Origin of the sequence: Sulfolobus acidocaldarius SUSAZ, assembly GCA_000508305.1 — an archaeon.
Taxonomy (GTDB): Archaea; Thermoproteota; Thermoprotei_A; order Sulfolobales; family Sulfolobaceae; genus Sulfolobus; species Sulfolobus acidocaldarius_A.
In genome coordinates, this window is record CP006977.1 from 918711 (window position 1) to 945268 (window position 26558).

Consider the following 26558-nt stretch of genomic DNA (forward strand, 5'->3'; position numbering starts at 1 on the left):
AACGAGAAATGAATATTACGAACAAATATGTACCTTTGACAGACTATATCGAGATAAAAAACGAATATGCATTTGTTTTAATTAGGTTGGTGTCTACGGGTAATGGTATTCGTCTTGAGATTTATTCACCTAACTTTGGCACAAAAATATACTTAGATCCATTACAACTAGAGTCCTTGACAATTGCAGATGAGAAGGATTTTGAAACCTTGATAAACGTACTGTACAATGGGAGGAAACACACTGATGGGGACAGAGACCAATATCCATAGTTTTTATTAATTTTAATTTATTTTTAAATACATTATCCATTAAAGCTTATTAATCCCTAATTATAAAATATTTTTAATCAGGTATGGTAGAGAAAGGTAAAGAAAAAGGGGAAGCTGTAACTAGGAGAGACCTGTTAAAAGTATCGAGTGCCGCATTAGTAGGGACAACTATAGAGTGGTATGACTTCGTTGTTGCTGCTTCAGCAGCTGCTGTAGTATGGCCATATGTATTCTTCCCCGAGGAAAACCCCGCTGCTGCATTGGTCTCTTCACTTATAACATATAGTATAGGCTTTTTCGTAAGACCTGTAGGTGCACTATTATTTGGACATTTTGCCGATAAATATGGAAGGAAAAGTGTTCTAATTTTAACACTCCTCACCATGGGTGCGGGAACATTAGGAATAGGTTTAACACCATCCTATGCGGCTATAGGAATACTGGGAGCTGTACTGGTAGCTTTGTTTAGACTTTTACAGGGATTAGGATTAGGCGGAGAATGGGGCGCAGCCTCCACATTTGTGACAGAATTCGCAGCGAAAAATAGGTTTAGAGCTTTTTTTGGGCGAGTTGGGTACAACTAGGAGGACCTGTAGGTCAACTGGCAGGAAATGGTGCAGTTACGTTAGCTATTCTTCTAATGCCCAGAGCTCAGTTCTTAGACACTGGGTGGAGAATATTGTTCTATATAGGGGCAGCAATAATAGTTATAGGTGTGATATTGAGATACATGTTCTTGAGACACCGTTGTTTCAACAGATCCTGAAAAGTCAACAAGTATCGAGAGTACCTTTGGTAGAGTTGTTTAAGAAACAATGGCTAACGATCATAATCTTAGCTATAAGCTGGTGGTATATAAATACGTTAATATGGTCATTAACCAGTTTTGCTCAGGGATACATTACGTTGGTGAACCGTAGTATTCCCGCATATATAGGACCATTTAGCGGAGTGATAGTAGGGGCTGTAGGAATTGTAGGTGTTATTATAGGAGCATATCTAGGCGACATTCTAGGTAGAAAGAAAGTACTGGTATCATCTGCAGGTGCTGCGGCGTTATTTTCCTATCCATATATTTTTCTCCTATCTCAAGGTACAATAGTTTCATTATTCATTGGTCAAGCAATCATGGCATTTATTATCCACTCAGGATATGCTGTCTTATCAGCATTCTTTGCTGAACAGTTTCCAACTAGATATAGAGCATCAGGGACAGGGTTTGTTTATCACATAGCAAATCCCTTCTCAGGAGGAATAGCGCCGGCACTTTCTGCTGTATTTACCAGTATTTATGGTCCCTTGGGAGCAGTACCATATATTGGGGCTATAATGATAGCATATTCTGTTACGTCAGTTATAGCAGGCTTATTTACCAAGGAGACATCAAAAGTGGAATTAAAGTGAAAGAGCTTTTTTAATTGGTTTTTTACTCTCTAGTTATTTGTAGGAACAGGTGTGATATATTTTTTCCTAATACTCAATATCTGCTAGTGTAAAAGCAATAATGATAAGGTGTTAAAGATTTATTTATTTCTGTTCCTCTATATTAGAATGCATGATATCGGGTTTTTCAAGTAAGCTCTTTAAAACCTATGAAGGTAGCGTATTTGACTTGATATCATTAGCTACGAGAGAGGCATTAGATATGGCTAAATTAGAGATAGGAGACGTGGATGGGTTTGCAATGACATTTTTCCCGGGTCTCTTTGACGGTAAAGGCTACTTATTCTTCCCATTGCACCAAATAACACATTACTTAGGAATCAAGGCAAGATACATGGATCTTGTAGAATTTGGTGGTCCCTCGATCCTAGCCATGATATATAGGGCTGAAAAGGCAATAAGGGCAGGGGAAGCACAGAATGTATTATGTATAGCTGGAGGAATAGCCTCATTTATAAGAGAAAAAGGACCATACAATAACGTAATAAGCAAACTCTACCCATACATAACCTCCAACACATTTGAGGACTTTTATGAAGTGTACGATAAGATGGATCCAATAACCCATTACGCTTTAGTAGCAGATAGGCACAAGAGATTATTTGGGACTACAGACGAACAGAGGGCATTACTGGTAGTCAAACAAAGGAAAAACGGCTTAAATAATCCAAGAGCTCTATTTAAAAACCAGATAACAGTAGATGATGTCATAAGCTCTCCAGTGGTAGCAGATCCACTTCACTTATTTGAGGTGGTTTATCCCATAGATGGATTCCATGCGTTTATTGTAAGTAGAAAAAACAAGGAGCTCAGACCAGTTGAGATTTTGAATTATGGCGAAATGCATTGGCCATCAGTTCCTGCAGAATGGGATATGGATATAACATATACACCCACTATACAGAGCGTTAAGATTGCTAATGTAGATCTAAATAAGATTGATGCGTTCCAGCTGTATGATGCTACCAGCATCGGTGTTCTTACACAGATAGAGGACTTGGGGCTTGTCGAGAAAGGGAAGGCTGGAAAATTTATTGAGGAAAATGACATATATTATCAGGGCAATATACCAATGAACACTGGAGGTGGGGCTTTATCTCAAGGACAACCCGCATATATGAGCGGACCGCTAATGCTAGAAGAAGCATTACTTCAGTTAAATTACATGGCGCAAGGAAGACAGGTAAAGGACGTTTCAAAAGTCTTGATAAATGGTGTGGGAGGAGGTTTGGCAGGAAGAAATGATGCAATAACAATTGTTTTAGGTGAAAAGAAGTGAACCTAAATAGCTACCTGGAGTTGAAATCTACATACTATAAGCACTTTGAAAGAGACGAGTTGCCTTACATGTACTGCAAAAAATGCCATACTAAATTCTATTACCCTAGGAGTGTATGCCATAACTGCCTTTCTACCGATCTAGAAATACTGATTAGTAAAGGATTAGGCAGAATTTACGCTGTAACTAAGTTTCCTAAAATGGAGCAATCACCGGTTTTCGGAATAATTGAGATGGAGGAAGGATTTAAGTTCTACACTAATGTCATTGGAAAAGATCCTAAGTCAGGCAATAGAGTAAAAGTAGTTTTCATGGTTAAGGGAAACAGAAAATATCCTGTGGCTCAGATTATAGAGTGATTTTTAACGGTAAAGTTTCCGCTTGCAGTACTATATCTAAATTCGAAAATAAATAGAAATAATACGCAATTCCTTACTATTTTAAAGTTAATAACTGAGCCTATTATGACTCTGAAATCAGCTTATTCGCTAGCGGTATCACGTCTCTCGAGAAAATTCTCAACCCCTCCAGATAATCTTCATATGGCATATTACCAAAATGCAGATGTGCTATGAAAAAGTTTATATTCAGATACCTTACGACTTCTACTATCTTTTTAGCTATGTTTTCAGGATCACCAAATAATACAGATCCATGTTTTATAGCAGTTTCTGCATTCATTAAATCTGGAATTCCCCTAAATCCACTACCCGAGAAAGCCGGACCTGAGCTAAATAGGGACTCAATACTTATTGAATATTTCTTAACAGCAGCATACATTAAACGTTTAACGAATGTCTCCAACATTCTGGATAATTTATCTTTATCTCCTAAACTTGAAATAAAAACATTTCTCGAAATACCCAGCTTTATACTATCAGGTAGTGTTGAAACATTCATAATATTATAGTATGTCTCTCGATATCTATCAAAAAGTGCTTTAGCCTCACTGTCTGTAAGAAAGACTGTAGCCATATTGAAGCCATTCTCAGCAACCCATGGTACAGTTGATGGATTCGTGGTCGGAATCCAGATTGGTGGATATGGTTTTTGATAAGGTTTTATCAGGGGTTCAACTTTATCATATGTGAGGTATTTCCCGTTAAAGGAAAAGGGCTTCCCTTCGCTAGCTGATTTTAAAAAGGATATTAAGATCGATGTTATTTCTCTGCTATCTTCTCTTGCCTTCGAAGGATCTAAGCCGAGATTCATCAGTTCAGCGTTAGAAACACCACTTGTAAATCCAACCTCTAATCTACCCTTACTTAAGTTGTCCAGTAGACATATTTCATTTGCTAAAGCTATCGGGTTTCTATGAGAAACAATATATGCTAGAGGACCAAATCTGATCCTATCAGTATATTTAGAGGCAAGAGCTAACATTAAACTTACAGGTTGATTTACCGTCAGTGGAGTGAGCCAATGCTCTGCCATAAAGTACACCTGAAAATTTCCCAGTTTCTCAGCATATTTGATCGCTTCCAGTTCGTTATCTACTATATCATAGATTTTCTGATCATCCGTCATCTCCACATGGGTAAATATGCCAAATTCAATTTTCCTGTTCATTTAATTTCACCTTTTCTGCGTTATCTGAGTAATATATTTTAAAATTTACCAAGTTAATAAATATGTGTTGTTAATAATTTCATCCGCCTCTATAAAATTCAATTTTATTTTAACTTATACTTATAGATTTCGAGTAAATTGTGTTGTATGAAGAATATTTTTCAACCATCTTATCATCATGTTCCTCGTTGAGTTTCATGGGGAGTCCATGCTTGCTTAAGCTTCTGAACACTAAGCTTATCTTAAACGTTTTAACCTCCGTATCTTGCATTGAACCAAAAGAAGGCGTTGTACTCAGATGTTCTCATCCCAATAAAGAGCTTACCCTAAAAGATACTTTTTCAATAAAGAAAATTTAATTTATATCAAAACTACCAAATTATTGCCCACACACCTAGAGCTGAAGAAAAAGTTTAAGTATATTGACTCATATACTATTATATGTCTACGGTATTCAGTATACGGATATACCCAAAGAGTTGAAACAGCTTATGGAAAAAGTAAATGTAGACTGGCAGACTGAAATACGTGAGTGCATAAAGAGGAGATTAAGGGAGGAACTAATGAAGTATTATCTTGAAACGTCTAAGCCTTACTTAGAGAAGATGAAGGTAATAGAAAATGCAGAGCTTATAAGAGAAGATAGAGAGGAGAGCTAATGATACTCGATTCCTCAACAATAGCCTCAGTGTTCTTTAAGGATAGCTTCAGTGAGAGGGTGAGGAATTTAATATCTAGTAAGATTCATGAGGGTTGCAGGACATTAGACTCTGCTTATGCTGAAGTTGCTAATGTAGCTTGGAAGAGGTAGTCATTTTTGGCGAGAACTACGTGTTGAATAGCTTGAAATTGGCAATAGATTTCTTGGATAATCTATGTGAGGTCGTGAAATTGAGGGAAATTTTAGTGAAACTTTTGAATTGGCATTAAAAGAGAAGATCACTATCTACGATACAGCCTTCTTACAGTTAGCTGTAACGAGAAATGAGAAGCTTATAACTACAGATGTTAAGTTTTACAATAAGCTTGAGGAAGAGTACAAAGCATACGTCATATTACCTGAGGTTCACAAATACTAGATACTCTCCTTGAATCTCCTCTCCGCCCCAACAGAGCGTGATTTACACAACCTCTTCTTGTTAGAGCGTGGTGATGTCGAACTTTTACTCGTTTAACTAACGAGAAAGGTCTTCCCAACATCAGCTTCTACAAATTGATGAAAACCTTGCCCTTTAGGGCTAGATGTGTGGATGTAGTGTAGTTATGAAGGTAAAGTTTGTTGACCCATTTTGCATCAGAGGAATATATGAGGTTACTATTGCCGGGTTATTATGGCGTTCATGGGAATATAAACCAAATTGTATGGAAGAGTTTTTACTATGACATTTTTTATCCATACATAAAAAAATTTTATATACTAAAACAAGTGAATAAAATTTGTGGAGGGATTCTCCTGGAAGAATAATGTAGATTATCCTTCAAGAGATGAGATGCTTAAAATGTATGAGTTGATGGTGAGGGCGAGAAAATTTGACGAATTTATAGTTAGGAGCTTTAAAGAATACCCAGGGCTGATTAGAGGGCATACACATCCTTCAATAGGACAAGAAGCCATAGCAGTAGGTTCTGTTATGGCAATGAGACCTGAGGACTACTTAGGGACTACTTATAGATGTCATGCTTATGCGATAGCAAAAGGCATACCTCTTAAGAATTTATTGGCTGAGATCTGGGGAAAGGCTACAGGTGTTTGTAAAGGTAAGGGTGGATCTATGCATATATGTGACATGAGCAGGAATTTCTTACCAGCAAATGGTATAGTGGCTCAAGGAATTCCACAGGCTACTGGTGTTGCACTTAAATGCCAAATCAACAAAGAAGATAAAGTTGTTGTGTCTGTTTTCGGTGACGGAGCCACAAAGCAAGGTGCTTTCTTCGAATCTTTAAACATAGCTTCCATATGGAAATTACCAATTGTTTTCATATTGGAAAACAACCTTTATCAAGCATACACTAGGGTTGATATGGAGGATGCTAATGCCATGAATGGTGAACCCCTCTCTATGAAGGCGAAGGCATTTTCGATGCGTGGAGTAACGATCGACGGAATGGATGTGCTGGAGGTTTATCAAACAGTAAAAAAAGCAATAGAGAAGGCAAGGAGAGGAGAAGGACCCACTTTAATTGAGGCTATAACTTATCGTTATACTGCTCACGGAAATTCGATAGTACCACCGCCGATACAACCTTGGTATCCTGAGCATGAGGCTATAGAAATATATAAAAGAGCTAGTGAATTAGAGGAGTGGAGGAAACGAGACCCAATAATCAGACTCAAGAAAATACTCTTGAATCTTGGAATTGCAGATAATTTAACGTTCGACAGTATAGAAAGAAAAATAAATGAGGAATTATCCGAAGCGATAAGATATGCATTACAGAGTCCTTATCCTCCGCCTGAAGAGGCTTTGAAAGACATATATGTTTAGGTGAGAAGAATGGAAAATAAAAGGGTAAATTTCGTCCAGGCTATAAATGACGGTATTATGGAGGAAATGGAGAAAGATTCTTCCATAATTTTATACGGCCAAAACATGGCTCTAACTGATGACGACCCATTTGTTAAAAAGTTTGGTAAAGACAGGGTAAGATTTACTCCAATATCTGAGACAGCTGAAGCAGGTATGGCGATAGGGGCATCAATGACAGGCTTAAAAGTAATTGTTGATCTAGTTATGACTGACTTCATGCTAGTCGCAATGGAGCAGTTACTTAATCAAGCTCCAAGGATGAGATTTTCAACAGGTGGTCAGGTTAAGTTAAATGTAGTGTTTAAGGCTGGCTTCGGATTTATATATGGATGGAGTACTACACACTCGAATACATGGTACGAACTATTTATGAGAGCTTTTGGTAGTAAGTTAGTTATCCCTTCAACACCCTACGACGCTAAAGGTTTAATAAAGTCAGCAATTCATGATGGAAATCCTGTCTTCTATTTAACACCATTTAATTTGTACGCTATGGAAGAAGATATTCCTGTTAAGGAGTATTATATACCATTAGGAAAAGCGGATATAAAAAGAGAGGGAAACGATGTTACTGTTATAGCTATTGGCTGGATGATCCAAAAAGCATTAGGTGTTGCGGACAAACTAGCTAAGGAGGGTATCAGTGTAGAGGTAATTGACCCAAGAACGTTAATCCCCTTAGATAAGAAGACAATTTTTAGCTCACTAGAGAAGACAGGGAGGCTTGTAATAGTAGACCAAGCACCAAAAACTGGAAGTGCGGCAAGTGAGATTTCGGCAGTAGTAGCTGAAGAGGCTTTTCATTTACTTAAAGCACCTATAAAGAGGGTCTGCTCTTTAGATACAAGCGTCGCATATAGTAAACCATTAGAAGAATATACTATTCCTGATGAAATGAAGATAATTAAGGCTATTCAGGAAGTGCTTCATGTGTAAAACCGTTTCTATGAAATGAGATAACTTTTACTCGACGTTAATTCTACAACTGTATCCTGAAAATATAGTTAGGTTAAAGATAAATTTTATTAGTTTCAAAACGTATTTTTATATGTGACAGAAGAAGACCTACAGCTAAACGTAAAGATGTATGAGGTTTACAGTAGATTGAAGAGGGATATTCTTAACGGGAAGTATAAGCCCGGAGAAACGATTGTAGCTAGTCAATTAGCAAAGGATTTAGGAGTAAGTAGAAATACCCTGAGAGTTGCACTGTCATTCCTTGAGAAAGATGGACTAATAATTGTGGAGAACTCAAAGTTCAAGGTAAGAAAGCTAACTCTAGAGGAAACTGTGGAAATTTTAGATATAAGAGAACTATTAGAGGGCTATACAGCCAGAATTGCTGCCCAGAGAATTACAGAGGAAGAATTGAAGAAATTGGAAGATATCCTAAATAAAATGCGAGAAAGCCTCGAAAAGAGGGATTATGATAGCTATACTAGGTTAAATGATGAGTTCCACATTACCATATATAATGCCTCCAGGACTAAGATAGCCTCACAACTACTTTCAGAGATAAAAATGAGAATATTAAGGTACCAGTATAGAACCATACTCCTACCTGCTAGAGGCGATGAGTCTATAAAGGAACATGAAGCAATATACAATGCACTAAAGTCTCACTCGCCTGACCAGGCTGAAACGGAAGCAAAGAGACACGTAAGTAAAGTGAGAGAGGCCATAATTCTAAATAAGAGGTTTCTAGATCTAGATTTTTCATGAAAATAATCTGTTTCTCATAATGCTGAATAGGTTCTCAAAGTTTAAATTCATGAATATCTTTCCTTAATTTATGAGGACAAAGATTATAGTGGAGACCGGGATATTAAACGTCAATAGCCCTAAAGTTAAAGAATTAGAGAGTGAGATAAGAAAGTTAGCAGATATAATAATTTTAGACCCATATGACAATGAGGAGAAATGGGCAGAGTCATGCGAAGGAGTAATAGCTATAGTGGACAGAAAAGCCAGAATAACAAAGAAAATTATGTCGTCGTGCAGTGATCTAAAGTTAATAGCTAGGACAGGAGTAGGTGTAGACGAGACTAGGGTAGATCTAGCAGAGGCAAAAAGGAGAGGAATCGCAATTACCTATAACCCTGGAGTGAACTCACCTTCAGTTGCAGAGTTCACCTTTACATTAATTCTCTCCTTGTACAAGAGGATATTTAAAATAACTAACCTAGTTAAGGAGGGAGAGTGGGCTAAGGGACAAAACATATTCACCTATGAACTTTTCAATAAAACGCTAGGAATAATAGGTTTAGGTAATATCGGAAGAAGAGTTGCTAGAATAGGAAAGGCTTTTGAGATGGAAGTCCTAGGATACGACCTCTATATCAAGAAATCTGATGAAGGGATAAGATTAACGGATTTATCAACTCTATTAAAAGAATCAGATATAGTAACAATTCATGTACCGTTAACACAGGAAACAAAGAACCTTATAGGAGAAGAGCAGATAAGGTTGATGAAACCCAATGCTATTATAATTAACACCAGCAGGGGAGGAATTATTGATGAAGAAGCGCTCTTAAAGGCGCTGAAAGAGAAGAGGATTGCAGGGGCTGGGTTAGATGTCCTTGCACTGGAACCGCCAAACCCTAACAACCCATTATTTAGCCTAGACAACGTTATAATAACGCCGCATGTTGCAGGAGTAACCCATGAGGCTGCCGAGAGAGGATTTATAGGAGCCTTAACTCAAGTTCTTAACCTACTACAGGGCAAGCCCCTCACTAACGTATTTCCCCTTTGAGAGAATACAACACTGCTACACATTACTGTATAGCAATATTTATTAACAATTTAAATATAATATTTATCGGGAGGAGATCATTGAACGTAAAACTCCTAGTTATAAGTGCCCATATAGGAGATTTTGTTTGGAGAACTTCTGGTGTTTTAGCGAAATATATTAAGAGTGGTAAACCTGTCCAAGTTGTCTCATTGACATTTGGAGAGAGAGGAGAGTCTCCAGGGGCGTGGAGAAGAGGAGCTAAGAGTGTTGAGGAGGTGAAGAAGATTAGGAAAGAAGAAGCTGAATGTGCTTCTAAAGCATTAGGAGGGGTTCCATTGGAAGTTTTGGATTGGGGAGACCATCCCTTAATTATAAATGACGAGAGATTGTTAAAATTGGCTGAAGTTATTCGAAAATATAGACCTGAAATAATCGTTACCCATGGACCTGATGACAAGATAAGACCAGACCATGTTGTAACTGCCGATGCCGTTTTAGCTGCTGTCAGATTAGCAGCCTCTGATGGAGTACCTATAGACATTCCAACAATTGCTGAACCAAAAATATTCGGGTTTGACCCACATGTGGGAGAACAGGCAGGATTTTATCCTCACATTTACATAAACATAACAGATGTGTATGATTCAAAGGTCAAAGCCATGAACTGCCTTGAATCGCAAAAGGGAGAGGTTGACTACTACTCAACCAGAGATGCACTAAGAGGTCTTCAAACAAGAAGATTTGGCTGGAAGAATTATTACAAATATGCAGAGGCATTTTACATGTATTATCCAATTATAGGTGAGGACTTCCCATGAAGCCTGTAATTGTAAGAAACATACCTAGATCCCCAGAGGACTCAAAAATAACCGAAGTGCTAAAAGAGCTAGGCGTAGCAACAATCGCTGAGTCACAAGAGAAGACCGGTCTATTAGATCCATCAATAAAACCTATACAAAGTGGAGCTAAAATAGCTGGAACTGCTGTTACAGTGAAGTGTTTTGACGGGGATAATTTGATGTTACATGCAGCATTAGAACTGGTTAGACCGGGGGACATAATAGTCCTAACTACCTATTCTGGAAACTCTATGCATGGAATGTTTGGTGAGTTGCTTGCGACTGCATGTAAAGTAAGGGGAGTAGTTGGTCTAATTACTGATGCAGGAGTCAGAGATGTAAATGTAATTAGAGAAATGAAGTTTCCCATCTGGTCTAGATACATTACCGCGCTAGGAACTTCTAAGAATAGACCAGGATGGGTTAACGTACCGATTGTAATAGGAGGAATTCACGTTAAGCCTGGAGACTATGTGGTTGCAGATGATGACGGCGTAGTAATCGTTCCTAGAGAGAACGTAACAAAGGTGATAGAGAATGCCAGGAAAAGAGTTGAGAGTGAAGACAATGTAAGGAAAAGACTATTAGAAGGGGAATTATCACTGGACATTTATAACTTCAGACAAGTGATAAAATCTTTAGGAATAGAGTATGTGGAGAAGTTAGAGGGGGATTAAAGATAAGCCTTAAGGAGCACCTCCCTGTTGTCTCAGGAAAATCGAAATATATAGACGACATTGACTTACCTAATACAGTATACTTAGGCATAGTGAGGTCCACATATGCCAGGGCTAAAATAAGGGGCATAAGCCAACCTTCAAACGCCTTACTTTTCGTCACAGGAAAGGAATTAAAATCGTACTTGCCGGCTAACCCAGTACCTAAGGCAAATATAGTGAAAATGCCTTTATTGGCAGACGAAAGAGTGAATTTTGTTGGTCAGGCTATTGCTGCAGTAGTGGCAGAAGACAGATATGACGTAATAGATCTTGTGGACGAGGTTGAGGTAGACTATGAACCATTGAAGCCAGTTACTACTATAGAAGAGGCTTTGAGAGGAGATGTAATTATTCATGGTGATAACAGTAATATTGCTGTTCAGCAGGAGCTTAAAGGTGGAGAGGTGGTAAAGGATTATGATGTTGTAGTTGAAAGGAAAATCTATCAAGAGAGAATAATAGGTAACCCTATGGAGACTAGAGGGTGTCTTGTGACCTATGACGGCAATAAGATGGTCGTATTCGCATCTACACAGTCAGCCTTTAGAATAAGAGCAAACATACAAGAGGCTTTGGGATTACCTGTCGAGAACATCACAGTTTACGCTCCGCCTAATGTGGGAGGAGGCTTTGGAAGTAAACTAAACGCACCAGCTGAGTACGTTATAGCGGCTTATGTTGCAATGAAACTGAAGCGACCTGTAAAATGGATAGAGACTAGAAGAGAACATCTGATAGGTTTATCCCAAGGTAGAGGTGTATATGGAGACGTTAAACTGTATGGTAAAAAAGATGGCACTATGCTTGGAATAGAAGGAGAAATAGTGATAAATATTGGTGCATATGTTTATGCTATATCAGCAACAACTCCCTCGTTTATAGCAAGCAACCTCACAGGTCCTTATAGGATGAAGTTTGCAAAAGTCAATGCAACAGGTGTTTACACTAATTTACCTCCTTACGTAATATATAGAGGAGCAGGAAGACCTGAGGCTAGCCTATTCCATGAAACACTAGTTGAGGACTTCGCTGAAGAAATAGGCATGGATCCTTTAGAGGTAAGGAAAATAAATATGGTAACAGGAGCATATGAGACTCCTTTAGGTTTAAAATTTGACGATGCAGGCTATAAGGACGTTTTCGAGAAAGGAGTAAGATACTACAGGGAATTAAAAGAGAAGTATAAGGACAAAAGCGTTGGTATTGCTTTCTTCAATGAGCTAATTAGAACTTCACCAGGAGAGGGAGCAAAGGTCAGAATCGGAAAGGGTAAGGTGGAAGTTATTACTGGTTCAGGGCATCACGGTCAGGCTTACCAATCTTCCTTCTCTAAACTTGTAATCGAGGAGCTTGGAGTCCCAGAAAATGTTATTGAGGTTCGCACAGGTACTACAGAGGGTTTAAAAGAAGGTGTAGGTAGCTACGGGAGTAGAGCGTTAGCAGTAGGAGGATCTGCAGTAGTTGAAGCATGTAGAAATTTGAAGAAAAAATTATCGGAACAAGGAATTGACGTAAATAAAGCCCTTCATGGAGAACAAATCTATGAGTCAGAAGTATACGTTAAGGCTAGTGATGTGTTCGCACCAGGATTTCACATATCCGTAGTGGACATTGATTTAGAAACTTTGACACCGAGAGTGAGGGAATATGTTGCAGTTGATGATGTGGGAAGAGTTGTTGTTAAAGAAGAGGTTGAAGGGCAAGTCATAGGCGGAGTGATGCAGGGTATAGCCCAAGTGCTCTATGAGTGGGCAACTTATGATGAGGAGGGAAATCCAACATTCTCTTCTATAGCTGATGCCGGAGTGCCTTCTCCAGAGGAGTTTACTTGGAGAGTTATTGTTGACGAGGTTGAGTTTAAGTCTGGACTACTCAGTGGTGCAAGAGGTGTAGGAGAAGCTGGCAGTATTGGAGGACTAGTTGCAACCTTTATTGGTCTTGAAAAAGCCATAAAGGATAAAGTTGGTAAGAAGGTAAAGCTACAGAGAACACCAGTTACACCAACGTATTTAATGGAACTTTTAAGTAAAAGTTAAATTTATTTTCAAAACCCTTAACTTCTATTTTAGAACCTCCATTTATTTAAATTTAAGTTCTCTTTAAGCAAGTTTATGACTGATTAGTAATAAGGATTAATAGTCATGTGAAGTAATGATGATCCACGATATAACTGGATGCTCATGTCACAATTAGGGGGAAAAAGTTAAGTAATCTTTCCTATTATTTTAGGGTAGTTCGGAATATTAATATGAAAATACGAATATTTAATTCTTATATTTAACTTTTCATGATGTTATAGTTTTAAACTAGTCCAGGTCTAACATTATTAAAAATTTGACAAATTCATTGCTAAATTTAAAATGCTTAGAGATTGAAAAACATGTAAAATTGATTTTAACTGGTCTGGAACTTTTACATTTAACTCAGTATTAGAGGAGAAAAATACCTTATATCTGGATCTTGGGAAATAAGTATAATTCCCTAAGTATCAAATCCTTCATCATCGAGAAACGCATAAAAGGACAGATCTAATTAATGGAATATCAGTGACTTTATGCGTGGACATAATATCGCATCTAGTATATAACTCCAAACCCTTACTTATGATCTCAGGCATTACACCTAAACGTATTTCCATTAACTAGATAAAGTTAATAGCATCGGATATGTAGGTCTAAACCTAAAATATTAACGTCTTGTAGTATATCTTAAATTCGGTTCTTAGCCTCCTTAATTACGATAAAGAAGTTTCTGCTAATATTAATAAATTGTCTAAATCCTGGTTTGAATAATGTATTCTTTTATCACACCTTCAAGAAGGGTCTTAAACTATTAGTAATCTTTATTAATGTATTCAGCAGATAGTGTTAGTGGATGGGTCATTCTTTCTTTATAAAAACCTATGTTAAGTTGTTGTTTCCACGATTCATGTTCAGTATTAGTGAAGGATCTAAGGAGTTTGAAGATCCATCTTGAGAAAAGTCCTGCTGATAAATGCCCAGTTTGCAAGAAGGAGATAAGATCTAAGTGCTTCAGTGATTTGAAGAAACATGTGAAGATGAGTAAGGACAGTGCCCATGCAGAGCATTTAAAGATATACAGTGGGTTATACAGATAAACGTAACGAGGAGTATTATAGCAACGTTTTGTCTATCTCGTCATAAAGAATAGTAAAATCTTTTTTCCTATCTCTAATCTGAAAGTTAAAAAGAATTTAGAAAGGAATAAAAAAATTGATGACATATTAAAAAACTTATTAATATGATTTATAAGAATATTTTATGCAAGTCAAATTCTTAATACCCATAGCTATACTCTTAATCTCCATAAGTGGAATATTAAGTCTAGGGATCTCAAGCCCCTCTAATCAAAACACATTTTTTAATTCAGATACTAATGTAAAACTCCTACCCTCTAATACCTTACTGACACTAACATTCTTCATCCCGCCTAAGAACCTAAACATGCTATATTATACCGCAGAAAAAGTTGCAAACCATCAAATAACTCCCTTAACTACACAACAGATTATTAAGGAATTTTCTCAACCAAATAGAGTAACTTCTCTAATTAATTTCCTAGAAAGCAATGGATTTACAATATATTATTCTAGCCCATTTGCAGTTGTTGCCACTGCCACTGCAGGAGAAATAGATAATGTGTTTAATACCGAGTTAGGTTTATTCAGTTATAATGGACATGTATACTATAAGCCTCTTACATCTCCTTCATTTAGTCTAACAGGAATTATAGTAGGTGGACTTGACAACGAAACTGCCTTCCAGCCTTATCTTATGTTATTGAACAAGACGACCTATCCAGCTTTTCAGTTTTCTTACCTAGGGTATGGTCCAAATGCGTTAAGGACTGCATATAATGTTACAGGGACAGGCAAGAATGTGACAATTGCAATAATAGATGCTTTTGGAGACCCCCTAATATATCAAGATGTAAAGAGTTTCGATCAGAGGTACGGCTTACCACCGGCAAACTTAAGTGTTTACGCTGTAGGTCCTTACATCCCTGAGGAGGGAATAGCAACGTCTTGGGATATAGAGACGGCTTTAGATGTAGAAGCGGCTCATTCAATGGCTCCCTATGCTAAAATCAATTTAGTGGTCTCCTCCGATAATGGTCCAACACTTTATGCAGCTGTTGATTACGTTGTTACGCAAAAACTAGGAGATGTTGTATCGATGAGCTGGGGTTTATCTGAAAACTTATTTGCTGCTTCAGGCTTTTACTACTTTATAAACGGTCAGCCTTTCCCCAACTATCCATATCTAGACTATTATTTCGCACTAGGAACTGCTGAGGGAATAACTTTCTTTGCGTCATCAGGTGATACTGGTGCTTATGGCAATTCACTGACCACATATGGTGGTGCATCATTCCCTGCTACTTCTCCATTTGTTACAGCCGTTGGCGGTACAACTTTGTATTTAAGCTCTGGAAAAGCCTATGAGACAGCCTGGAGTGTATTACCACAATATTTTGAGTTTGCTGGAACAGTTTCCTCTGGGGGTGGATATAGTACATTTTTCCCGAGACCATGGTACCAAGATGGAGTTGTAAACTCTTCATTTAGAGCTATCCCTGATGTAGCAGCAGATGCCAATCCATATACTGGATATAATATTACAGTTTTGGGCTCTGAAGAAATAATTGGAGGAACTAGTTTAGCCTCACCACTCTGGGCTGGTATGTTAGCTGACATTATTTCTCAGTTAGGTAAACCAATAGGTTTACTTAATCCAATACTCTACTGGATATACAAGAATCCTGTGCTTTACCAAGAGTCATTCCATCAAATAACCCTTGGTTATAACGGAGAATTTTACGCTAAACCAGGATATAATTTAGTTACCGGCTTAGGAACTCCTAATGTCGGAGAACTATTAAATGCTATTCAGCAATACTTAAAGACAAATAATTTAGAAATTTCAGTCACCACAAATGGGACAATCCCATGGTATAACTATAATAGTACTGTAAGTGTAATAGCATACATAACCTATCCAAACGGCACCATAGCGAGTCAAGGAACATTTAGTGCATATATTCAGACTACCAGTGGGACAGTAACAACTATACCCTTATCATTTAATGGTACTGATTGGGTTGGAAGTTTTAATGTACAAGTTGGAATGACACCAAACATATGGTCTATAATTGTCAATGGTTCATCAGTAGGCTTTTCGGGAACTTCGAGTTACGATATAGATGTTGGACAGTCAATAAACATCTTATCTCCAATTCCATTCCCGTATGCTTCTCCTTTGTCACTTAACACACCATTTAGCGTAGTAGCTCAAATATATAATCCAGATGGAACTCCGGCTGTTAACCAATCAGTTAATGTCTACCTACTAAAGAATGGAAAGGTTGTGGAGAGTGCTGTATTAGCTCCAACATCTACACCTGGTGAATATGTTGGTCAATTAGCCCTTATTACTCCTGCTGAACAGGGCACTTATATACTAGTTGTTAACACGTCTTACGGTAGTGCATATACTTATGTTTACTTTGGAAACATCATAGAAGGTGCAGTACTTACCCCAATAAATACTGGATTTCCTGGAGTATCTCCTGGACAGAACATAACACTATTGGCTTTTACCCTCACTCCAGAAGGGACAGGTCAGTTGTCCTCAAATGTGTCAGCATTTATATACAACCAAAATGGGCAACTAGTATCAACAGTTAATTTAACTCAAGCTCCTGAGATAACTCTATTCGGAGTATTCAACTTATTTGGGTTATATTACGCCAACTTCACGATACCTGCAAACTTTACTCCAGGATTTTATAGTGTAATCATTAAATCACAGGCGAGAACAGGAATCGGGGTCAGCACAGGCAAGTTCTTCACTTCTTTTTATGTCTCTCCAGCATCACTCAGTTACAATATAAAAGTGAAAGGAATAGCTTATGAAGGGCAATACATCAAAATATATGCCAACATAACGTATACTAACGGTACTGAGGTGGAATATGGGATATTTAACGCAATTCCGTTGCCTTCATCTATAGCATTTGAGTCTTATTCGGTAGCTACGATTTATTCAGTACCGCTCCAATTCAACTCCACTCTGGGACTCTGGGAGGGAACTTTCCAGATACCTTCAGTCCTTGGGGCAAATTCGTTCTATCAAGGATCTCCGCCCTATACTTTATCTGGACCTTGGACAGTATACGTATCGGGAGTTTCTGCTAATGGTAACCCAATATCTTCAGGCCCAGCTTACTTCAACGTTCTTCCATATACCTACTTAGGTAGTAAAGTGATAATTACTAGTCAAAACTACACAAGTGTGCCGTTACTCTCATCCAATTCTCTGAGTAATGTATATGTAGGTAGTCTAGAACTAATGAATGTTAATATCTCCCTGAATAATGTTGTAGTAGGTAACTTGACAGTGGTTAACTCACAGGTCGGAGTAAGCAGTTCTACATTAAATTCACTTACCGCGATGAACTCTAAATTATCGATAGCCCAATCCACTATTGGTGGTGATCCTAATACTGTAGCGATACAATTATACAACTCCAACCTTACACTAACTTCTGTCAGTATAGAAAACTCAACCTATGCATTTAATCAGGTCAATAGCGATGTGGAATTAAATGGAGTAATCCTGTCAAATGTACAACACATATCTACAATATCGCCTCCCACAATATCTCCTCAATTCGTAAATATAACACAGAAAATAAGTGCACTAAACCTAACTATCTCAGGCTATAACATTAGGATATTACACGTGTTGATAAACGGAATAACTACTACATACTCAGTCATAAGCTCATCTCAAAATTCTACAACCATCTCTATACCCTTCTCCTCATCCACTTTACCATCTGGGCAATATACTATAGTAGTTATGACATATAACGGATTACCATATAATGTCAGCACAACAATATATAACGCCTATCCACAAATATCGCTATCAAGTTCCTTATCCAACGCAACAAGCTCACTATCAAGTAAAATATCAAGCAACGCATCTAGTGTAGCGCTTTATACAAACGTCACAATAGCGTCTCTGGTAATTGCTATAGTATCACTGCTCCTCGTCATATACTTGTTATTAAGAAGGAGGTGAGAAATAAATGAAAGCACTGCTACTCATATTGGTTGTTGCTCTCGGTATAAGCACCACTACTCTTGTGGGGTCAAGTACTTCACAATCCTCCTCTCCGCACTACGGGTTCTATAATGTGGCGATCTACAACATAACTGGATTTCCACAAGGAGTTGATCCTGCATACTATTCCGAAGAGCCCTTCTTCATAAAGAGTAATGTTACACCTATAATAGTCAACGTAGCTCAAAATGTAGTGTTCAATAACACGGGAATCATTCCAAAAGTTGTAACATCATATATTCCTCCAGGTAACTACAGTATGATACTCCTTAACGTATCTATCAGAGAGTACGGAGGAGCTCAGTTTGACAGACCTGTTTACATATTTGCCAATGGTGTACCAATATTCTGGGGATCAACTCAGGAGATTAGAAATAGTACTGCTCAAACTGACGTTACTATGTTTGAAAACTTGCTACAGGGTAATGTGACTTTCCAACTTGTACTAGCGACTTATTACGCAAAAAGTGTTGGTATAGTTGGCCTCTACTCAATGAATGTAACATTATTACTTTACCCAGGTAGTAAGCCTGCCGGGATACCGAATTACTTTATACCTCTGTTTATGAACAGTTTTAACTACTCAAGGGTAGTCCTAAATCCATTAAACGATCAGGTGACCCAAAGTGTAGTAATGCCTAATGGAACATTTAGGTCAGTTCTATTACTCTATTATGAAGGTGGTGGTCTTGATGAGTTCTGGTATACTAACATACCAGCCCCTAGAAATATACTAGTATATTATGACAGCCTTTTGGCAGGAGTAGTGAATCCATATCCTATAATATATACGGGTGGAATAAACTTGTTCTGGTGGAGACCGGTAACCTCTATAAACACATTAGCTTTTGAGACACCACAATATATAGAGCTGACACCCCTTCTAGCAACTTCGACTAAGCCCAATATAACAGTAACAGTTAGTAATCTATTGGCTTCTGCACAAGAGTTGGGTTCTACCGATCTGTCATGGACAATTTCGGGTGTCCTGATGCTTTGGGTAAATAGCTCTAACCCATTAATAAGTTCGAAGCTTATATCTGCCAATGCAAAGTATGTTGACTCTCAGCCTATATTTACGGGTTTACCTGGTTCCATATATTATCAACAGGGAGAATATTATTCAATAAACTATACATCTATCCTGAAATTCGAGAATGGGCAAGAGTTTGCTACAGCGTATGAAGAAGGAAAAGTAACAGCTTACCAATCTTTCAATCCTAGTTTTATTTATCAGCAGGCTATACTTGATCAACAATTTAAAGAAATTAGTTTAATTAAGGGATTGCACAATGCAGAGCTAATTTTGGAGGGAACATTCCCAATAAATCTCCAGTTTACCTCCTTCGTTGTCCCCATAACTAATCCAAATGTAATTCCATACAATGCTAGCTATTTACAAAATGGAACCCTGAGCTTAGGATTATTTTATAAATTCAGCTACGTATACGATAACTATAACCTGACCATCCAGATCAGTGAGAATAGTAATGCGATAGGTGGGTTTTCAGGCATCTTAGAGATAATAAACAAGTATGGGGGAGCAGTTTTAGTGTCTATTACAAGTAACTATGCCCAAACCCAAAAGTCGCTAAACGCTATTTACCTAGTGAATGGTAAGGGTTTTGAAGAGAACTTCTATGCATTAGGTGTGCAGAACTCTACTAACAACACTGCGGGATATCTGGTGAAATACGAGATAAATTATGAGTATATTTGATAAAAGTAAAGATAAACACTTCTTTTTTATTTTTTAAAAAATGTGATAGTAAAGCTCGATTGGATTTTTGTTACGCTTAAAAAGTGTACTCGTTTTCGTTTTTCTCACCCTTCCTATATCTATCCTCTTCTAACTTCCTTAATTCATTCCTCCTTATTTTACCGCTAATAGTCTTTGGTAATTCATTTACAAACTCTATTTTCCTTGGTACCTTATATGGAGATAAACTCTTACTAACATGATTGACCAGTTCTTTGGCTAATTCATAAGAGGGTGAGTATCCTGGTTTAAGTACTACAAAGGCTTTAACGAGTTGCCACCTAACAGGATCTGGTGAACCAACTACTGCAGCCTCAGCTACTGCAGGGTGTTCAATTAACGCGCTCTCCACTTCAAAGGGTCCCACCCTGTAGTCGGAGGTTTTTATCACGTCATCAGCCCTACCAACAAAGTACCAGTTACCCTTGTCGTCGAAATATCCCTTATCTCCAGTGAAGTAATAACCGTTTCTAAATGCCTCTTTGTTTTTCTCTTCATTAGAATATCCTTTAAACAATGGAATAGGACGCCATTTAGTTAATCTAATAGCTATATGTCCAACCTCAAAAGGTCTAGTTATCTCTTTACCTTCATCATCAAGTAGAACAACGTCGTATAGAGGCGACGGTATTCCAAATGACCCTGGCGTTATATCTCTCCATGGTGGATTGCCTATAATTGCAGTTGTTTCGGTCTGACCATAGAAGTCTCTTATCATTAAATCAAACCTATCCTTCCATACCTTTATTATCTCAGGGTTCAGAGGTTCGCCAGCGGAAACAACATTCGTCAGCTTATGGAATTTAAACTTCCACAGATCCACTAAATTAAATAGCCTCCAGGCTGTAGGGGGCGCACAAAATGACGTTACATTGAAATAATCTACAACACTCAAGTATTCCTGGGCATTAAGTCTACCCTCGTAGTTGACAGCCATTACTGTTGCTCCTACTATCAAAGGAGAAAAGAATGAACTCCAGGCAAACTTAGCCCAACCTGGTGCACTTAAATTCAGATGAATGTCCTCAGTTGACACCCCTATTATAGAGGCAGTGGATAAGTGCCCCAATGGATATGAAGTAGCAGTGTGAATAACCCTTTTAGGCAATCCTGTAGTACCTGACGTAAAGTAGTTTAAAATATCGTCGTCTGATGAGGTAGGGTATGCCTCAGCGCTTTTACTTTCACTTTGAGTAAGCTCAATGTCTGTCCAGCCATTAACTCTTCCTCTTACAACTATTTTTAAGGGTTTCAGATCCCCTAGAGCTTGATCTATTCTTTCTGCACTTTTTGGATCAGCTATTACAACTTTTGGCTTAAGATCAGCAAATCTATAGCCTAATTCATATGCTGTAAGATTATTTGCTGTAGGGACTAGCACAAAACCAGCCTTTATAGTAGCTAAGAATGTAACCCACTGTTCAGGAAACACGGGTGTCATTAAGTAAATTGGATCTCCCTTACCTATATTATTAGATTTAAGAAAGTTGATCAATTTATTAGCTCTGATCAGAAGATCTTGGTAAGTGTAAATCTCCTCAACTTTGGTATCTAAATCGTACCACATGAGGGCTGTCTTCCCACCTCTATCCTTCACATGAATTTCCTCATAAATATCCCTTACCCAGTTAAAATCTTCTATCTTTCCAAGAAAATTTAATCTAGTAAACAAATCACTAATTCTTTCTGGTCTATCTAAAGGATTGAGTTTTTGTATATCTATGAAGTCTCTTACTAGACTTTTAATTAATTCGTTCACCATATCTAATATTGAGCTTAATAATTTATTTAAAGATTTTGTTTACTAATAATAGGAAATAAATACAAAATGTGTAAGATAATTTTCAGCAATAGAGAATATTAATAAGACAACACGTGAAAATTCCCTCAGTAAAAGTTTGATAGTTTGTCATTTGTGTATAAGAATGGTACAACTTTGGGTATCTCTCCCAATATTCTCTAGAACTCAAGATCGTCACGGCTTTCTAGCTTCTATCCTTAAAACAAATTTAAATACATACTCATTCTAAATTAAACAATGAACGACCTGGAGGATATCCTTAAAAAATTGGCTCTATCTTATAAATTCATATCTGTTCCTAACGCACGAACAGTAAAAGATGCCTCGCTATCTTTAGGAGTCTCAGAACATAGAATAGCTAAAACAATTTTGGTTATTGCAGATAACAAACCATATGCAGTGTTCCTGAGAGGTAATAAAAGGGTCGACTTAGATAAATTAAAACTATATCTTAACGTAAGAGAAATTAGAGTAGCTAAAGCTAGTGAAGTCAAGAGGATAACTGGATATGAAGTTGGTGGTTTACCACCGTTAATAAATGGAGTTGAGACCATAGTGGATGAAGAACTTGCAAATGATGATAAAGAGGTATTTTGTGGGGGAGGTAACGAGAGGACACTCCTTTCTATAATACCTAAAGAGCTGGCTGAAAAGTCAATGTTGAGGATATTTTTCGTAAGAACTTAAGATCCAGCACGAACTAATTAGATTTTTTAATTGACATACTTAATATTTTACATATGAGAGAAGAGACAAAAGAAGAATTGGAAGACATAAGAGATAAATTAGAAAGGATCTTAGACAAAATAAATGACATGATAGATGAATTAGATAGCGGTAAGGACATAGATTATGATGAATTAGATCGTATTATAGACGAAGTTGGGATTCTGAGAGACGACTTAAAGAATTTGAAAAGAGATTGAAGAGTTTTGACAAAATGTATTTTCTTCAGGTTTTACAGTCTATGTAGATTTTTTCATAATTTATATGTCTGAAATGTCAGCGAGTTTTTCAGATGGTAGTTAATAAACACTAAGTTACAGTTTAGTGCCTAATGGAGTTGGTATTGTAGCTTATGACGCATGTACACACTAAGTATATAGTTTACACCTATATCCCACCCTTAGAGTCACTTACATCCATAAGACTTATTATGACGACAGCAGTTTATAATTGCATGAACGCTTTAGCCATATATAACCATCCTGTGGAAAGGCTGGGTATGCTCAGTAGGTTTCTGAGAAATGTAACCGAAATATATGCTGAGGAGATAACAGGCGAAGAGAGATTTGATAATCTGATCATTATGGGAGGACCCATGGGAGTATATGAGAGAGAAAAATACCGTTTTTTAGATCTAGAAATGAAGTTAATTATGAGAGCTTACTTAGAAAAGAAAAGAGTTTTAGGTATTTGTCTTGGATCGCAGTTAATTGCGGAAGCTTTAGGAGGAAAAGTAGTAAAGGGACAATTCGGAGCTGAAATAGGTGTTTCAAGAATAAAACTAGTGAATGATTTTAAGGATTATTTTGGATCAGATGAGTTAGCTGTATTTCAATGGCACGGTGATACTTTTTCCCTACCCCATGGTGCTACACTACTGGCTTACAGTGAAAAATATTATCAGGCATTCAATATCGGAAGAGCCCTAGGAATACAATTCCATATAGAAGTGGATTCGGAGATGCTGAGAGATTGGTTAAGGGTTTATGGAGGAGATAGTAAGATGATAGAGGAAGTAAGGGAACAGGAAAACAATTTTGAAAATATAGCGGATAAATTGGTGAGATATTGGTTAAGTTTGTAGAGTTGACTCCGAAGGACATCCTAGTGTATGAACTGAACCTAAAATAACATTGACTCATGTTCTTAGGAAAGAGATTCTCTCTCCTCTTTATTCTCCATATACTACCAACAGTCTATAACTAGTAAGATTAAAGCTTTATATATTGTATTAATTAGTTGAATTTATGAATGATAATCTGCTCACATATCCTTTCACGAGAAGTGGTAAATCAGCTATTGTTCCTCCACCACCATGGTACTATGGCGTGACATATATCTCAGCTTATGTAAAATTTCAAAAAGACACTTTGTACCAGTTTTTACCAAACTTTCTCGATAGTGAGGGAGAAGGCTGGATATACGTAGCTGAATTTATCTCCCCGTCTGAGGAGACTTGGGATCTTATGTATCAGGACCCAGATTTAACCCAGTATCTAGAGGGAGCCATAGGTTTACGAGTATATTATGAAGGAAAAAGCTACTTGTACTTCCCATTCATGTGGGTGGACAAGGACTGGGCTCTTGTAAGAGGATGGTTAGATGGTTATCCTAAAAAGATAGCCAAAATCTCCATGACCAAACTACATCCTCTTCTCCCTAAGTACAGTAAACCAGAAAAGGGACTAAGGCTTGGGGGATATGTTGTTAGGGGAGGAAATTTCCTGTTTAGACTACAGGTTGAGCTGAGGGAAAAGGTGGACGACGTACCTCTGAGGAACTTTGGCGCTCCTTTAAACATCAGGATATATCCTGCAAGGGGGGAATCAGAAACCAATGTCTTTGAACTGGTTAGCAGAGTTAGGGATGAGAATGTCCTTGGTGAGATATGGAAAGGGGATGCGAAGATAGAGCTTGGGGGATACGTTAATGATGAGCTGGATAAGTTGAAGATAGAAGACGTAATAGCAGGTTATTACTACACGACATACTTTAAGGTAAGAACTACAAGACTGCTTGCTAAACTAGAGAGAAATATTGTCTAAGTAATTTTAAACAAAAACAGATTTTTTATATTAAGATTTTTTATAAACTCATTGTCTTAAACAGTTTGTTAATACTCCCTGTGAAGTAAAGGGACTAAAACTAAATAATTCCTCTTTTACCAAGGTGAAAAATAATAACTTAGCGTAATTAAGTTGCTTTATTTGAACATCTTTTAAGATATAAAAATAGTTTATCTTTATACGAACAGGATTAAAATAATTTCAACTATCAATGAAAACAATTTCATACTTTACATTAAGTCAACTTCCTCAGGAGGAGTGGGAAAAAAGACTCACAGATTCATATTTAGACTATTTTACTTTAACTTCCTGTATGTATATATAAACTAGCATGATAAAATATCATTATATGGATTTACTAAAGATAAAAACTGACACTTATATCAAGGAATATTCGGAAATTGAAAAATATATTGAGCAATCGTTAGGTGGGAAATTTCCTTATGCGTTAAGCAAAACCAAGAGAATTATATTATATGCGATAATAAAGGAGACTAAACCAAAGATTGCTATAGAGACAGGAGTAGGTCCTGGAGTATCATCAACCATAATCCTCTCAGCCTTACCTGAAGACTCTGTTCTTTACTCTATTGACGTCAGAAATAGGTTAGAAGATGAGAATGAAGTTGGATACATAATTCCACAAAAACTGAGGAAAAAGTGGAAATTTTTCCTGGGCGAGTCACGTCGTTTTTTACCTAAAATTCTCCAGGAAGTCAATGAGGTGAACTTCTTCCTCCATGATAGTGATCATACTTATGAAAATATGATGTTTGAACTCTCAACCGTATGGAATAAGTTGAGTGAAGGTGGAGTAATATTGGTGGATAACTATAGGTTTAGTAATGCGACGATAGATTTTGTGAATAACAGAAAGGCAATATATTCTGAGTTAAGTGATGAAGCTGGAGGACTATTATTGATTTTAAAACCATAAACCAAGATATTTAAACCATGAAACTAGTTGTAGGAAAATATGTCATAACCACCGACACACAAAATATTGGACAGCTGTTAGACATACTGAACAGGTATAATGTAAAAGCTTTCAATTATAAAGTCAGGTTTATAGGTGGAAAACTAACTGTAAACGTTGTAAAAGGAGCTGTTGTACTCTCTATAGAAAACTTAAGTCTCACCGAAGCGGAATCCTTGCTCAAAGAGTCAACTGATGTAAATTTAAAGGATAATGATAACAGGTTTTCAATATTCTTCCACAATATGCCTACTAATGACAATATCATAAATAAACTTCAAAGTATTAAGCTACCCTCATGTGTAGTACATTTTTATCGGGATAAAGTAAAGGTGAGAACACTAGACGGAATCTCGTTCGAAGACTCTTTGGACATGGAAGCAACTGAGGCGTTGAGCCTGATCATGGACAGGATCAAGACTCCCGTAGCTTTAGGTAAAATAAAGAAATATGAAGATATGTACTTATACTCTTTGCTGAAGTCGTTTGACATAAGAGATCCTGAACTAATAGACAAGATAATGAAACAAAAATATGAAATAAAAGAAGAGAGGGATAACAATGAAGTTGTAATTGTGATTGGTGACTTCAAGATCAAAAAGGAAGGAGTTTACTTTAAAGACAAAGTAGTTAAAAAGACAGACCTGTATAAGTACTTTACGTCTAATTCTTAGCTATTTGAATATT

The 26558-nt window shown here is 37.2% G+C and carries 24 protein-coding genes and 1 pseudogene; 23 read left to right on the forward strand and 2 right to left on the reverse strand.

All coding sequences use genetic code 11. The annotated features are described in order from the left end of the window. Window positions 1-47: 47 nt before the first annotated feature. The 5 genes from SUSAZ_05395 to SUSAZ_05415 all read left to right on the forward strand — a co-directional run bounded on the left by SUSAZ_05395 (window position 48) and on the right by SUSAZ_05415 (window position 3353). Window positions 48-272 carry a dihydrodiol dehydrogenase gene (locus SUSAZ_05395; protein AHC51442.1) on the forward strand — a complete coding sequence of 75 codons (225 nt, stop codon included), beginning with the start codon at window positions 48-50 and terminating at the stop codon, window positions 270-272. 83 nt (window positions 273-355) lie between these two features. Then, window positions 356-856 (forward strand): hypothetical protein, encoded by a 501-nt coding sequence (locus tag SUSAZ_05400; protein AHC52501.1) that lies wholly within the window; start codon window positions 356-358, stop codon window positions 854-856. A gap of 85 nt (window positions 857-941) precedes the next feature. Next, on the forward strand, window positions 942-1676 hold the full coding sequence (locus tag SUSAZ_05405; protein AHC52502.1) for a hypothetical protein: 735 nt from the start codon (window positions 942-944) through the stop codon (window positions 1674-1676). 151 nt (window positions 1677-1827) lie between these two features. Next, the gene (locus SUSAZ_05410; GenBank protein ID AHC51443.1) at window positions 1828-2994 is read left to right on the forward strand and encodes an acetyl-CoA acetyltransferase; all 1167 of its coding nucleotides are present in this window, start codon (window positions 1828-1830) and stop codon (window positions 2992-2994) included. After that, complete coding sequence (locus SUSAZ_05415) at window positions 2991-3353, forward strand: DNA-binding protein (GenBank protein AHC51444.1); 363 nt, start codon at window positions 2991-2993, stop codon at window positions 3351-3353. Before SUSAZ_05410 ends, SUSAZ_05415 begins: the two co-directional genes overlap by 4 nt. Window positions 3354-3456: 103 nt before the next feature. On the opposite strand, the gene SUSAZ_05420 is transcribed toward SUSAZ_05415, so the two are convergent. After that, complete coding sequence (locus SUSAZ_05420) at window positions 3457-4563, reverse strand: hypothetical protein (protein ID AHC52503.1); 1107 nt, start codon at window positions 4561-4563, stop codon at window positions 3457-3459. Between the two features lie 441 nt (window positions 4564-5004). Here SUSAZ_05420 and SUSAZ_05425 point away from each other — a divergent pair. The 12 genes and pseudogenes from SUSAZ_05425 (at window position 5005) to SUSAZ_05480 (ending at window position 20263) form a co-directional block, all read left to right on the forward strand. Next, window positions 5005-5222: pseudogene (locus SUSAZ_05425) on the forward strand (VapB-type antitoxin). Then, window positions 5222-5374: a hypothetical protein gene (locus SUSAZ_05430; protein ID AHC52504.1), complete on the forward strand. Its 153-nt coding sequence runs from the start codon at window positions 5222-5224 to the stop codon at window positions 5372-5374. The pseudogene SUSAZ_05425 and the gene SUSAZ_05430 overlap by 1 nt, the downstream one beginning before the upstream one ends. Window positions 5375-5483: 109 nt before the next feature. Next, window positions 5484-5642 (forward strand): hypothetical protein, encoded by a 159-nt coding sequence (locus SUSAZ_05435; protein AHC52505.1) that lies wholly within the window; start codon window positions 5484-5486, stop codon window positions 5640-5642. Window positions 5643-6002: 360 nt separating this feature from the next. Further along, entirely contained in the window at window positions 6003-7052 is a 1050-nt protein-coding gene (locus SUSAZ_05440) for an acetoin:2,6-dichlorophenolindophenol oxidoreductase subunit alpha (protein ID AHC51445.1), read from the forward strand. Next, window positions 7053-8030 (forward strand): TPP-dependent acetoin dehydrogenase complex, E1 protein subunit beta, encoded by a 978-nt coding sequence (locus tag SUSAZ_05445; GenBank protein AHC51446.1) that lies wholly within the window; start codon window positions 7053-7055, stop codon window positions 8028-8030. 168 nt (window positions 8031-8198) lie between these two features. Further along, window positions 8199-8816, forward strand: a complete 618-nt coding sequence (locus tag SUSAZ_05450; protein AHC51447.1) for a transcriptional regulator — start codon at window positions 8199-8201, stop codon at window positions 8814-8816. A 100-nt stretch (window positions 8817-8916) separates the two neighbouring features. After that, window positions 8917-9852, forward strand: coding sequence for a 2-hydroxyacid dehydrogenase (locus tag SUSAZ_05455; GenBank protein ID AHC51448.1), 936 nt, complete (start codon window positions 8917-8919; stop codon window positions 9850-9852). Between the two features lie 80 nt (window positions 9853-9932). Beyond that, window positions 9933-10652, forward strand: coding sequence for a GlcNAc-PI de-N-acetylase (locus tag SUSAZ_05460; protein AHC51449.1), 720 nt, complete (start codon window positions 9933-9935; stop codon window positions 10650-10652). After that, window positions 10649-11350: a hypothetical protein gene (locus SUSAZ_05465; protein ID AHC51450.1), complete on the forward strand. Its 702-nt coding sequence runs from the start codon at window positions 10649-10651 to the stop codon at window positions 11348-11350. Before SUSAZ_05460 ends, SUSAZ_05465 begins: the two co-directional genes overlap by 4 nt. Window positions 11351-11352: 2 nt before the next feature. Next, window positions 11353-13428 carry an aldehyde oxidase gene (locus tag SUSAZ_05470; GenBank protein AHC51451.1) on the forward strand — a complete coding sequence of 692 codons (2076 nt, stop codon included), beginning with the start codon at window positions 11353-11355 and terminating at the stop codon, window positions 13426-13428. Between the two features lie 1245 nt (window positions 13429-14673). Then, window positions 14674-18501 carry a peptidase S53 gene (locus tag SUSAZ_05475; GenBank protein ID AHC51452.1) on the forward strand — a complete coding sequence of 1276 codons (3828 nt, stop codon included), beginning with the start codon at window positions 14674-14676 and terminating at the stop codon, window positions 18499-18501. A gap of 7 nt (window positions 18502-18508) precedes the next feature. After that, complete coding sequence (locus tag SUSAZ_05480) at window positions 18509-20263, forward strand: Peptide N-acetyl-beta-D-glucosaminyl asparaginase amidase A (GenBank protein ID AHC51453.1); 1755 nt, start codon at window positions 18509-18511, stop codon at window positions 20261-20263. 76 nt (window positions 20264-20339) lie between these two features. On the opposite strand, the gene SUSAZ_05485 is transcribed toward SUSAZ_05480, so the two are convergent. Continuing rightward, a complete protein-coding gene (locus SUSAZ_05485) occupies window positions 20340-22049 on the reverse strand; it encodes an acetyl-CoA synthetase (protein AHC51454.1) in 1710 nt (569 codons plus the stop codon). 291 nt (window positions 22050-22340) lie between these two features. Here SUSAZ_05485 and SUSAZ_05490 point away from each other — a divergent pair, with 291 nt between their 5' ends. From SUSAZ_05490 to SUSAZ_05515, 6 genes are all read left to right on the forward strand, one after another. Beyond that, window positions 22341-22790: a prolyl-tRNA synthetase gene (locus SUSAZ_05490; GenBank protein AHC51455.1), complete on the forward strand. Its 450-nt coding sequence runs from the start codon at window positions 22341-22343 to the stop codon at window positions 22788-22790. A gap of 53 nt (window positions 22791-22843) precedes the next feature. Then, window positions 22844-23029 (forward strand): hypothetical protein, encoded by a 186-nt coding sequence (locus SUSAZ_05495; protein ID AHC52506.1) that lies wholly within the window; start codon window positions 22844-22846, stop codon window positions 23027-23029. 254 nt (window positions 23030-23283) lie between these two features. Beyond that, window positions 23284-23913, forward strand: a complete 630-nt coding sequence (locus SUSAZ_05500; GenBank protein AHC51456.1) for a glutamine amidotransferase — start codon at window positions 23284-23286, stop codon at window positions 23911-23913. A 163-nt stretch (window positions 23914-24076) separates the two neighbouring features. Beyond that, window positions 24077-24874: an acetoacetate decarboxylase gene (locus tag SUSAZ_05505; protein AHC51457.1), complete on the forward strand. Its 798-nt coding sequence runs from the start codon at window positions 24077-24079 to the stop codon at window positions 24872-24874. Between the two features lie 370 nt (window positions 24875-25244). Next, window positions 25245-25832 (forward strand): hypothetical protein, encoded by a 588-nt coding sequence (locus tag SUSAZ_05510; GenBank protein ID AHC51458.1) that lies wholly within the window; start codon window positions 25245-25247, stop codon window positions 25830-25832. 17 nt (window positions 25833-25849) lie between these two features. After that, window positions 25850-26545, forward strand: coding sequence for a hypothetical protein (locus SUSAZ_05515; GenBank protein ID AHC51459.1), 696 nt, complete (start codon window positions 25850-25852; stop codon window positions 26543-26545). Window positions 26546-26558 lie beyond the last annotated feature (13 nt).

What these genes read in the sequence shown, in the direction of transcription:
- SUSAZ_05400 (AHC52501.1), top strand. Translation starts at nt 356, where the DNA reads ATGGTAGAGAAAGGTAAAGAAAAAGGGGAAGCTGTAACTAGGAGAGAC.
- SUSAZ_05410 (AHC51443.1), top strand. Translation starts at nt 1,828, where the DNA reads ATGATATCGGGTTTTTCAAGTAAGCTCTTTAAAACCTATGAAGGTAGC.
- SUSAZ_05420 (AHC52503.1), bottom strand. Translation starts at nt 4,563, where the DNA reads ATGAACAGGAAAATTGAATTTGGCATATTTACCCATGTGGAGATGACG.
- SUSAZ_05430 (AHC52504.1), top strand. Translation starts at nt 5,222, where the DNA reads ATGATACTCGATTCCTCAACAATAGCCTCAGTGTTCTTTAAGGATAGC.
- SUSAZ_05465 (AHC51450.1), top strand. Translation starts at nt 10,649, where the DNA reads ATGAAGCCTGTAATTGTAAGAAACATACCTAGATCCCCAGAGGACTCA.
- SUSAZ_05475 (AHC51452.1), top strand. Translation starts at nt 14,674, where the DNA reads ATGCAAGTCAAATTCTTAATACCCATAGCTATACTCTTAATCTCCATA.
- SUSAZ_05480 (AHC51453.1), top strand. Translation starts at nt 18,509, where the DNA reads ATGAAAGCACTGCTACTCATATTGGTTGTTGCTCTCGGTATAAGCACC.
- SUSAZ_05490 (AHC51455.1), top strand. Translation starts at nt 22,341, where the DNA reads ATGAACGACCTGGAGGATATCCTTAAAAAATTGGCTCTATCTTATAAA.
- SUSAZ_05495 (AHC52506.1), top strand. Translation starts at nt 22,844, where the DNA reads ATGAGAGAAGAGACAAAAGAAGAATTGGAAGACATAAGAGATAAATTA.
- SUSAZ_05500 (AHC51456.1), top strand. Translation starts at nt 23,284, where the DNA reads ATGAACGCTTTAGCCATATATAACCATCCTGTGGAAAGGCTGGGTATG.
- SUSAZ_05505 (AHC51457.1), top strand. Translation starts at nt 24,077, where the DNA reads ATGAATGATAATCTGCTCACATATCCTTTCACGAGAAGTGGTAAATCA.
- SUSAZ_05510 (AHC51458.1), top strand. Translation starts at nt 25,245, where the DNA reads ATGGATTTACTAAAGATAAAAACTGACACTTATATCAAGGAATATTCG.
- SUSAZ_05515 (AHC51459.1), top strand. Translation starts at nt 25,850, where the DNA reads ATGAAACTAGTTGTAGGAAAATATGTCATAACCACCGACACACAAAAT.